This window comes from Hydrogenophaga sp., assembly GCF_026125785.1.
Taxonomy (GTDB): domain Bacteria; phylum Pseudomonadota; class Gammaproteobacteria; order Burkholderiales; family Burkholderiaceae_C; genus Hydrogenophaga.
The window spans coordinates 89,130-98,635 of record NZ_JAHCKL010000014.1; the positions used below are offsets into that span (position 1 = coordinate 89,130).

The 9,506-nt window shown below is 67.0% G+C and carries 9 protein-coding genes; 3 read left to right on the top strand and 6 right to left on the bottom strand.

The window, feature by feature from the left end; translation table 11 throughout:
* The first annotated feature begins 20 nt into the window (after positions 1–20).
* The 3 genes from KIT53_RS13970 to KIT53_RS13980 all read left to right on the top strand — a co-directional run bounded on the left by KIT53_RS13970 (position 21) and on the right by KIT53_RS13980 (position 4,408).
* The gene (locus tag KIT53_RS13970) at positions 21–971 is read left to right on the top strand and encodes an adenylate/guanylate cyclase domain-containing protein (protein ID WP_297753435.1); all 951 of its coding nucleotides are present in this window, start codon (positions 21–23) and stop codon (positions 969–971) included.
* A gap of 63 nt (positions 972–1,034) precedes the next feature.
* Complete coding sequence (locus KIT53_RS13975) at positions 1,035–3,551, top strand: penicillin acylase family protein (protein ID WP_297753436.1); 2,517 nt, start codon at positions 1,035–1,037, stop codon at positions 3,549–3,551.
* Positions 3,548–4,408: a sugar phosphate isomerase/epimerase family protein gene (locus KIT53_RS13980; protein ID WP_297753437.1), complete on the top strand. Its 861-nt coding sequence runs from the start codon at positions 3,548–3,550 to the stop codon at positions 4,406–4,408. Before KIT53_RS13975 ends, KIT53_RS13980 begins: the two co-directional genes overlap by 4 nt.
* Here the strand turns inward: KIT53_RS13980 and KIT53_RS13985 are convergent.
* From KIT53_RS13985 to KIT53_RS14010, 6 genes are all read right to left on the bottom strand, one after another.
* Complete coding sequence (locus KIT53_RS13985; protein WP_297753438.1) at positions 4,401–5,210, bottom strand: ATP-binding cassette domain-containing protein; 810 nt, start codon at positions 5,208–5,210, stop codon at positions 4,401–4,403. The genes KIT53_RS13980 and KIT53_RS13985 overlap by 8 nt on opposite strands.
* 12 nt (positions 5,211–5,222) lie before the next feature.
* Complete coding sequence (locus KIT53_RS13990; protein WP_297753439.1) at positions 5,223–6,368, bottom strand: succinylglutamate desuccinylase/aspartoacylase family protein; 1,146 nt, start codon at positions 6,366–6,368, stop codon at positions 5,223–5,225.
* Positions 6,369–6,391: 23 nt separating this feature from the next.
* On the bottom strand, positions 6,392–7,105 hold the full coding sequence (locus KIT53_RS13995) for an ABC transporter permease subunit (protein WP_297753440.1): 714 nt from the start codon (positions 7,103–7,105) through the stop codon (positions 6,392–6,394).
* A gap of 10 nt (positions 7,106–7,115) precedes the next feature.
* Positions 7,116–7,805 (bottom strand): ABC transporter permease, encoded by a 690-nt coding sequence (locus KIT53_RS14000; protein WP_297753442.1) that lies wholly within the window; start codon positions 7,803–7,805, stop codon positions 7,116–7,118.
* A gap of 9 nt (positions 7,806–7,814) precedes the next feature.
* Complete coding sequence (locus KIT53_RS14005; protein ID WP_297753444.1) at positions 7,815–8,651, bottom strand: ABC transporter substrate-binding protein; 837 nt, start codon at positions 8,649–8,651, stop codon at positions 7,815–7,817.
* A gap of 665 nt (positions 8,652–9,316) precedes the next feature.
* Positions 9,317–9,506: hypothetical protein (locus tag KIT53_RS14010; RefSeq protein ID WP_297753446.1), on the bottom strand; the 190-nt coding region annotated here is incomplete at its 5' end.

Below are 9,506 nucleotides of genomic sequence, written 5' to 3' on the forward strand. Positions count from 1 at the left end.
ACTCCTTTCCCCCTGTTCCCATGGCCGAACTGACTATTGCTTTTGTCGACCTGACCGGCAGCGTGTCCGTGTTTGAAACACTCGGTAACGACCGCGCCACCAAGGCCGTCACCAAGCTCACGCAGTGGATAGGCACCATGGGCGTGGAGAACGGGGGTACGGTGGTCAAGATGCTGGGCGACGGCGTGCTGCTGTCTTTCGCGAACAACCGCAACGCGGTCGACGCGATGGTGCAGATCCAGCAGGAGCACGCCAAGCGCGTGGCCCAATGGCCCAACCGTCTCAAACTCATGATGCAGATCGGCATGGCACGCGGCCAGGTGGTCGTGGTCGATGGCGACTGCTTCGGCGATGCGGTGAACGTGGCGTCGCGCCTGAGCGACCTGGCTGGCCCCGAGCAGATCATGGCCACCGACACCGTGATCCGCAAACTCGACCCGCGCAGCGGTGTGCGCAGCCGCAGCCTGGGGCCGATGCGCATCAAGGGCAGGGTAGAGCCGTGCGAGGTGTTTCGCGTCGAATGGCAGCCGGAGATGCTCTCGGAGTTCCTCACGCTGCCGGCGGATCTGCACGCGTTGCACAAGTCGTCCGAATCCGTGTTCGGGGGCATCGAACTGGTGTGGCTGGATGCGACGCACGCGTTCAACATCACCGACCTGCCGGTGAAGATCGGGCGTGTGCCGGAGGCGGATTTCGTGGTGAGCGACCCGCGCGTCTCGCGCATGCACGCCAACATCGACATCCGCTCGGGCAACTACGTGCTCGAAGACGTGAGCAGCTACGGCACCTGGGTGCGCTTCGCGGGTGGCGACAACGCCATTTCACTGCGCCGCCAGGAGTGCCTGCTGCACAGCGACGGCGAGATCGCCATGGGCGCGCCGTTCACCGACTTCAGTGCGCCCACGGTGAGCTTCCGTCTGGTGGACGGCACCATGACGCTGGGCCGCGGGCTGATCCACCACACCGACTGACGCAGCCGACCAAGACAACAGACGAGGGGCCCGCCGGCGGGCTGGCTCGACAAGGAGACTCCCGTGCGCTGGATCAAACGACTTGCCGCCCTGCTGGGCTTCGTGTTGGTGTTGCTGGTCGCGCTGCTGGCGTTCTATGTCCAGCGCAGCCTCCCGCAGACCTCGGGCAGCCTGGTGCTCTCCGGCCTGTCGGCCCCCGTGCAGGTCAAGCGCGATGCCAGCGACGTCACGCACATCCTCGCCCGCAAGCCGCAGGACGCCTGGATGGCGCTGGGCTACGTGCATGCGCAGGAGCGCGGCTGGCAACTGGAGTTCAACCGCCGCGTGATGCGGGGCACGCTGTCCGAAGTGCTGGGCCCGGCGACGCTGGAGACCGACCGGCTCATGCGCACCCTGGGCATACGCGAGGCGGCGCGCGCGCAGTACGCACGCCTGCCGTCCGATGCGCAGGCGGCGCTGCAGGCCTACAGCGCCGGGATCAACGCCTTCTTTGCCCAGGGCGACCGCACGCTCACGCCGGAGTTCGTGGTGCTGGGCACGGACCCTGCCGAAGCGGCGCGCGCCGGCACCTACTGGGACCCGCTGGACAGCGTGGGCTGGTCCATCATGATGGCGCTGGATCTGGGCGGCAACTGGGGCAACGAGTTTGCGCGCCTGGCAGCGCTCCAGGTGCTGGACACCCCGGCTCTGTGGGAGCTGTTCCCGCCGTACCCGGGAGAAGCCCCGGCCTCGAAAGCCGACCTGGCCGCGCTCTACCGAGGCCTGGGCGTCTACCGCGAAGGACCCAGGACGAGCACCAGCGCGCTGCCCCCCGAACTGGCCGGCGAGGGCATCTACGCCCGTATCGGCCGCGACCTGCAGGACTGGGCCCGGGAACTGGGCAACGTGGAGGGCAAGGGTTCGAACAACTGGGTGGTGGCTGGCACGCGCACGGTTTCGGGCAAGCCTTTGCTCGCCAATGACCCACACCTGGGCCTGAGCGCGCCGGCCATCTGGTACTTCGCGCGCCTGCAGGCCCCCGAGGCCGATGGCATCGCCGGCATGGACGTGATGGGCGCCACGCTGCCGGGCACGCCCTTTGTGGTGCTGGGCCGCACCACCGAGGTGGCCTGGGGATTCACCAACACCGGGCCAGACGTGCAGGACCTCTACCTGGAGCAGATCAACCCGGCCAATCCGGCGCAATACCGCGTGCCGGCGCCGGGCAGCGAACCCGCCTGGGCCGACTTCAGCACCCGTGTCGAGACCATCCGGGTCAAGGGCCAGGCCGATGTGAGCCACACCGTGCGCAGCACCCGCCACGGACCGGTGCTCAGCGACGCGCAGGCCTTGCACGCGCAGGTGATGAACACCCAGCGCTTCGTGCTGTCCCTGCGCTGGACGGCACTGGAGCCGGACAACCGCAACGTGGTGGCGACGCTGGCCGCCAACCGCGTGCGTTCGGTGGACGAACTGCTCACGGCCCTGCGGGACTTCGACGCGCCGATGCAGAACGTGGTGATGGCCGACCGCAGCGGGCGCATCTTCTACAAGGCCGCCGGCAAGGTGCCGCTGCGCGGTCCGGACAACGACATCAGGGGCGTGGCACCGGCGCCCGGTTGGGACGCCCGCTACGACTGGACCGGCTGGCTGCCCTACGCCGACACACCGCAGGACGACGGCGCGCGCGGCTGGATCGCTACCGCCAACCAGCGCATCCATGGTGCCGACTACCCGTTTTTCCTGACCCAGGACTGGGCGCCGCCCTACCGGCAGGAGCGCATCGAGGCGCTGCTGGCCGCCACGCCCCGGCACAGCGTCGGCTCGTTCCAGGCCATGCACGGCGACCAGCGTTCGGCCGCCACGCTGCGCCTGCTGCCTTTCCTGCAGAAAACGCCGTCGACCCACCCGCTGGCCGGCGCGGCCCAGGCAGCCTTGCGCGATTTCGACGGCGAGATGCGCGCCGACCGGGCCGCGCCCCTGATCTATTCCGCCTGGATCGATTCGTTCACCCGCCAGGTCATCGGTGCGCGCCTGGGCAAGGAGCGCTTTGAGTCCCTGTACGGCAAGCGCCTGTTCCGCAACGCGGTGGAGGGCATCCTGGAGCGCAACGACGCGAGCTGGTGTGGCAGCGGTGGCTGCGTCGCGGCGAGCACGGCGGCGCTGGACGATGCGCTGGAGCGGCTGCAGAAAGTGCATGGCGGCGACGTGGCCGCCTGGCGCTGGGGCGACGCGCACCCCGCCATCTCCATTCACCGGCCGTTCAGCAACGTCAAGCCGTTGGCGCGCTTCTTCGAGGTGCGCACGTCCACGGGCGGCGACCCTTTCACCGTGAACGTGGGTCAGTACCACCTCGACAAGCTGGACGCGCCCTACGCCAACCGCCACGCCGCCAGCCTGCGCGCCATCTACGACCTGTCCGACCTGGACAACTCCCGCTTCATCTACCAGACCGGCCAAAGCGGCAACGTGTTTTCCAGCCGCTACCGCGACATGAGCGACGCCTGGGTGGGCGTGCAGTACCGCGCCTTGAACATGAACCCCGCCACCTGGTCCTCCAGCCTTGAGCTCCTGCCCGCCGAGCGCGCGGCCAAACCATGACACCTGCCATCGACTCCTACAGCTACCACCGCTACTTCGGTGAAATCTACCCTGGCCTGGAAAGCGATCCCGGCCAGCGCATGAGCATCTCGGACTTCCTGCGGCGCGCACATGGCCTGGGCGTGGCGGGGGTGTCCATCGAGTCCTGCTTCGTGTCCGATACCTCGTCCGCCGCTATAGACGCCATGCGCCGCGAACTGGAGGCGCTGAGCCTGGCTTGCGTCTGGGCCTGGGGTCATCCCTCGGGCCTGCATTCCGGCAACGCCCCCCAAGAGGTGGCCGACCTGAAGCGGCATACCGACATCGCCGCCGACGTGGGCGCGCCCGTCATGCGCATCTGCTGCGGTGGCCGCCGCACCCGCATCGCCGACTGGGGCGAGCACAAGGCGCGCCTGATGCCCCTGCTGGACGACGCGGTGGCGCACGCGCAGCGGCGGGGCGTGGTGCTGGCGATCGAGAACCACATCGACTTTCTGGCCGACGAACTGGTGGACCTGGTCCAGGCTTTCGACTCGCCCTGGCTGGGCGTGTGTCTGGACACGGCGAACAACCTGCGCATGCTGGAGGACCCCAGCGAGGCGATCCGCAAGCTCGCCCCCTTCGCGCGAGCCACCCACGTCAAGGACATCACCGCGCGCCGCGGTGGCGGCAGTCCGCGCGATTTCGGTTTCTGGCCCAGCGTGCCGCTGGGCACCGGCCTGATCGACCTGCGCGGCGCGTTCGGTGAATTGCGCCGCCATGGCTACGACGGCCTGCTGGCGCTGGAGATCGACTACCTCGACCCCGCCAGCGGCGATCCCGACGTGGCGATCGCCCACAGCATCGCGGCCATGCGCGAACTGCTGAGCGCTACTTGAGGTTGCCCTTGAGGAACTGGGCCAACCGCTCGCTGCGCGGGTTGGCCAGCACCTCGCGCGGCACGCCTTGTTCCTCGATGCAGCCCTGGTGCAGGAACACCAGGTGCGAGGACACCTCGCGCGCGAAGCCCATCTCGTGCGTGACCACCACCATGGTGCGGCCTTCCTCGGCCAGCAGCTTCATCACCCGCAGCACTTCGCCGACCAGTTCGGGGTCCAGCGCGCTGGTGGGTTCGTCGAACAGCATCACGTCCGGCTCCACCGCCAACGCACGCGCAATCGCCACGCGTTGCTGCTGACCACCGCTCATGTGCGAGGGGTAGCGGTCTTCGACGCCCCGCAGGCCCACGCGCTCCAGGTAACGGCGCGCGGTGGCCACCGCCTGCTCCCTGGGCACGCCGAGCACGTGCACCGGTGCCTCGATGATGTTCTGCAGCACCGTCATGTGCGCCCACAGATTGAAGTGCTGGAACACCATGGCCAGCTTGGTGCGCAGGCGCTGGAGCTGCGCCGCCTGGACCGCGCGCAACTCACCGTGGCGGTCGGCCTTGAGCTGCAACTCTTCGCCGCCGAGCACGATGCGCCCCGCGTTGGGATGCTCCAGCAGGTTGATGCAGCGCAGCAGCGTGCTCTTGCCCGATCCGGAACTGCCGATGAGGCTGATGACGTCGCCCGCGCGCGCCTGCAGCGACACCCCCTTGAGCACTTCGTTGCTGCCAAAACGCTTGTGGATGTCGATGACTTCCAGCAGCGGACGAGGGGCCGGGGTGTTCGGGGACGGTGTTGTGGTGTCGGCGGTCATAGGTTTCTTGTCTCAGGCACCCAGCAGATCGCCGGAACGGAAGGGGGTGGCACCAGCGATCTTGCCGACCTCGCCACCCGCATGCACATACCGCTCGCGCACGCGGGCGTACAGCACGCCGCCAACCTCCGCGCGCACGGTGTGCACGCGCGCAGCCCCGGTGGCCGTGGGGTCGATCACCTCGGCCACCACATCGCCCACCGCGACACGCTCGCCCGGTGCGACCAGGAAGACCAGCAGGCCGGGCAGGGGCGAGCGCAGCGTCTGCGACCCCGCCAGCGGCGTGGGCTCGCAGGGCAGGGCAGGCAGCGCAGGCAGGGCGCCAGATGCGGTGCCGAGCACACCGGCATGGGCCAGAAAATCCAGCACCGCCTGGGCATCCTGCCGGGCCAAGGCATGCGAGACCTCGGCCTCGCCCCGCAACTCCACGGTGGTGCTGGCGCAGCCCTGCGGCAGCGGCGCATCGCGCCCCGCCTGCCGCAAGGCCTCGGCCAGGCGCCACCAGAGGCCGGAAAGCCGTTCATCGAACGGTCCGCCGCCCGATTCACGCGCCAGCAGCACCGCCTGGCAACCCAGCAGCCGGGCCAGCGGCTCCAGCGGTGGCCAGCAGGCCTGCTCGCTGTACAGGTGCATCACCGATTCCGCGTCGCAGTGCAGGTCCAGCACCACGTCGGCATCGTGTGCAAGCAGCATCAGGTGGCGGCGCTGGCTCTCCAGTTCGCTGGCCGGTTGCCAGGCGCGCAGCCAGTCGCCGACCCATTGGCGCACCAGGCTCACATTCGCCTGGGCATCGGGCCCCAGGTCTCGCAGCGCCTGCGCCTGCACCGCCTCGGCCAGGTCCGGGTAGTGGCGGTTGAAGTTCTGAGCGGTGTCGAATTCGAAACGGCCGGTGGGCTTGTGGTTGAGACGCTGCCCCAGCCCGACCGGGTTGGCGGCCGGCACCAGCACCACCTGGCCGCGCAGGCGGCCGGCCTTCTCGGCCGCCTCCAGGTGCTCGCGCAGGTGATGGGCCACCAGCATGCCGGGCAGTTCCTCGGCATGCAGACTGGCCTGGACATACACCTTGGGCCGTGCCTGCGGCGAGCCGAACTGCAGGCTCACCAGGGTCTTCTGGCTGCCCAGGCTCGGGCTGAGCAGGGGGTGTTCGGTGCGTTGCATGCCGTGTTCGTCAACGGGTCGGTTCAATGGGCCCTGGGGGCCAGATGGGCCAGGAAGCGGCGCTCGGCCAGCTTGAACAGGCCCACCAGGCTGAACGTGATGGTGAGGTAGATGGCCGCCGCGAAGATATAGGCCTCGAACGGCAGATAGTAGTCGGAATAGATGCGGCTGGCGGCTGCGGTCACATCCAGCATCGCCGGCACCGTGGCCGCCAGGCTGGTGGCATGCAGCATCATGACCACCTCGTTGCTGTAGGCCGGCAAAGTGCGGCGCAGTGCACTGGGCAGCACGATGCGCCGCAAGGTCTGGCTTCGGCTCATGCCCATGGCCTGGGCCGCCTCGATTTCGCCAGGGGCCGTTTCGCGGATCGCGCCCGCGATCATCTCCGCCGTGTAGCCCGCCGTGTTCAGGCTGAATGCCAGCAGGGCACAGAAGAATGGCTCCTTGAAATGCGTCCAGGGCCAGACGTCGTTCCAGCGCGCCTGGATCCACTCCAGTTGCGCCAGCCCGTAGTAGATGAGGTAGAGCTGGATCAGCAGCGGCGTGCCGCGGATCACATAGGTATAGGCCCCGACAAGCCAGCGCAGCGGAGCGATGGAACTGGTGAGCGCGAGCGCGAACAACAGGGCCAGCACCGCACCCACACCCAGGGAAGACAGCAGCAGCCACAGGGTGGTGACCAATCCCTCACCGTACATGGCGAGGTTCTTGGCCTGGAAGATGACGTCCCAGCGCATCGTGGCCACCTCAGGCGCGGGCCCGCTTGACGCCCGCAGTGAAACGCCGGTCCAGCCAGCGCAGCACCCACAGCGAGACAGAGGTGTAGATCAGGAACAGGACCGCCGCGAACAGGAAGTAGGTGAACGGCTCGCGCGTGGCCGCGCTGGCCTGCTTGGCCAGGTAGGTCATCTCCTGCAGGCCGATCAGGCTGATCAGCGCGGTCGCTTTGATCAGCACCAGCCAGTTGTTGGTGAAGCCGGGGAGGGCGTAGCGCACCATCTGCGGCGCCGTGATGCGCATGAAAGTGCGCAGCGGGCCCATGCCAAAGGCCCAGGCGGCCTCCATCTGGCCCTTCGGAATGGAGAGAATGGCGCCCCGGAAAGTCTCCGTCATGTAGGCGCCATAGATGAACCCGATGGTGAGCATCCCCGCCAGGAAGGGGTTGATGTCCACCGAAGACCGGCTGCCCGCCGCCGCCAGCAAGTGGTTCAGGCCGATCGTGCCGCCATAGAAGATCAGCAGCATCAGCACCAGTTCAGGGACGCCCCGCACCAGCGTGGTGTAGACGGTGGCCAGGCCCACCAGGAGGGGCCTGCCAGAGAGCTTCGCGCTGGCGCCCAGCAGACCCAGCAGCACGGCCACCAGCAGCGCGGCCAGCGAGACGCCCACCGTGAGGAGGGCGCCCTGCAGGATCGACGCGTAGTAGCCGGAGAGCACGGGAACGGCTTAGTTGCCGTACACGTCGAAGTCGAAGTACTTCTTGGCCACCGTCTCGTAGACGCCATTGCCGCGGATGGCCTTGATGGCGGCGTTCAACTGGTCCTTCAGTGCGGTTTCGTCCTTGCGCAGCGCCACGCCCACGCCGGTGCCAAAGTACTTGGCCTCGTTCAGCACCGGGCCGACGAAGCCATAGCCCGCACCCTCGGGCTTGCTCAGGAAGCCGCCGTTGACCTCCACCTGATCGGCCACCGTGCCGTCCAGACGGCCGGACTTGATGTCCAGATACACCTGGTCCTGGGCCTCGTAAGGAACGATGCTCACGCCAGCGGGCTTGAGTTCACCCATGGCGTACTTTTCCTGCGTGCTGCCCTTGAGCACGCCGATCTTCTTGCCCTTGAGGGACGCCGGATCGGTGTACGCGGTGCCGGTTTTCACCACGATGCGGCTGGGCGTGAAGTAGTACTTGTCCGTGAAGTCCACCACCTGCTGGCGTTCCTCGGTGATCGACATCGAGCTGATGATCGCGTCGTACTTCTTGGCTTGCAGGCCGGGAATCATGCTGTCCCAGACCTGTTCGACGTACACGCACTTGCGCTTGATCTCGCTGCACAGCGCCTCGGCGATGTCCACGTCGAAACCGGTGGGCTTGCCATCGGCGGTCTTGAAGGTGAACGGCTCGTAGGTCGGGTCGATCGCGACCTTCAGCTCGGGCATTTCGGCGGGCGCCGGCGCGGGTGCGGCAGCGGGCGCAGGGGCCGCTGCCGGCGCGGGGGCTTCAGACTTGCCGCAACCAACCAGGGCTGCGGCACCAACCAGACTCAGGGAAAAAAGGAAGTGTTTCATGGATGACTTTCGCGGGCTTGCCACACGGCTGCCCAAAGGAAATGAAGAGGCGACCGAATTGTAGGTGCAGGGTAACGAGCTGCCTGAAGCGGTACAGCAGTGTTTGCCCTGAATGAGTTCCCTGGGAGACACCGCCATTGAAAGCACTTTCTGAACCTGCCAACGGACCGTCCGATAAATCAAGCACTTAGCTATCCATGATTTCGGGCTTGCTGGTCTAGGCGTGCAATGAGGACCAGTTTTGCAAGCTATTTCTTGCAACGGCCAAATCGATGCCGTAAGTTGTTGATTTATAAGAACAAAATTTCGGGAGGGCGTGGACGTGCTTTCTGGCGACGCGCCACGGCCAGCAGCTCTGAATGTGCGCTTGATTGCAGGAGGGGTTCGACAAGGCTGAGCCAGGCCTCGAGTTCCCCGGGGCTGCGTGTCTTGGCCGAGGGAGCGGCGAAAACAGAGCTGCAGGTCGCGCCGCAACCCCGCCGCCGGGCGCGCGCTTGGTGGGACGCTGCGGACACCCACCCCTTATCACGCTTTATCTTGCGAAATGAAAATTATCATTTCCGATGATGTAACGCGATAAAAGCCGGAGGGCTGCTACCTGCCCGAGGTCACCTGCGCTCCCTGCGTTTGTTCAGCCGCAGGGGTCATACCCTGCAGCCGCAGGTCTACCGTTCCCGAGGGGACTTCCACAGTGCGAGCTGTTCCAGCGCGTTTACCGGGCCTATGAGTGCCCGAGCTTCCTGGAGTCGTCCGAGAACCTGCAGTCGCTGCTCCTCCGGCAGGCTCTCAGCTTCTCGTGTCGCCAGTTCAAAGAACTCAAGAACACTACGCGTCTGTTCCCAGGAGGCAATCGCC

Excerpts from the sequence above, each read along its gene's own strand:
- KIT53_RS13970 (WP_297753435.1), top strand. The coding sequence starts at position 21 with ATGGCCGAACTGACTATTGCTTTTGTCGACCTGACCGGCAGCGTGTCC.
- KIT53_RS13980 (WP_297753437.1), top strand. The coding sequence starts at position 3,548 with ATGACACCTGCCATCGACTCCTACAGCTACCACCGCTACTTCGGTGAA.
- KIT53_RS13985 (WP_297753438.1), bottom strand. The coding sequence starts at position 5,210 with ATGACCGCCGACACCACAACACCGTCCCCGAACACCCCGGCCCCTCGT.
- KIT53_RS13990 (WP_297753439.1), bottom strand. The coding sequence starts at position 6,368 with ATGCAACGCACCGAACACCCCCTGCTCAGCCCGAGCCTGGGCAGCCAG.
- KIT53_RS13995 (WP_297753440.1), bottom strand. The coding sequence starts at position 7,105 with ATGCGCTGGGACGTCATCTTCCAGGCCAAGAACCTCGCCATGTACGGT.
- KIT53_RS14005 (WP_297753444.1), bottom strand. The coding sequence starts at position 8,651 with ATGAAACACTTCCTTTTTTCCCTGAGTCTGGTTGGTGCCGCAGCCCTG.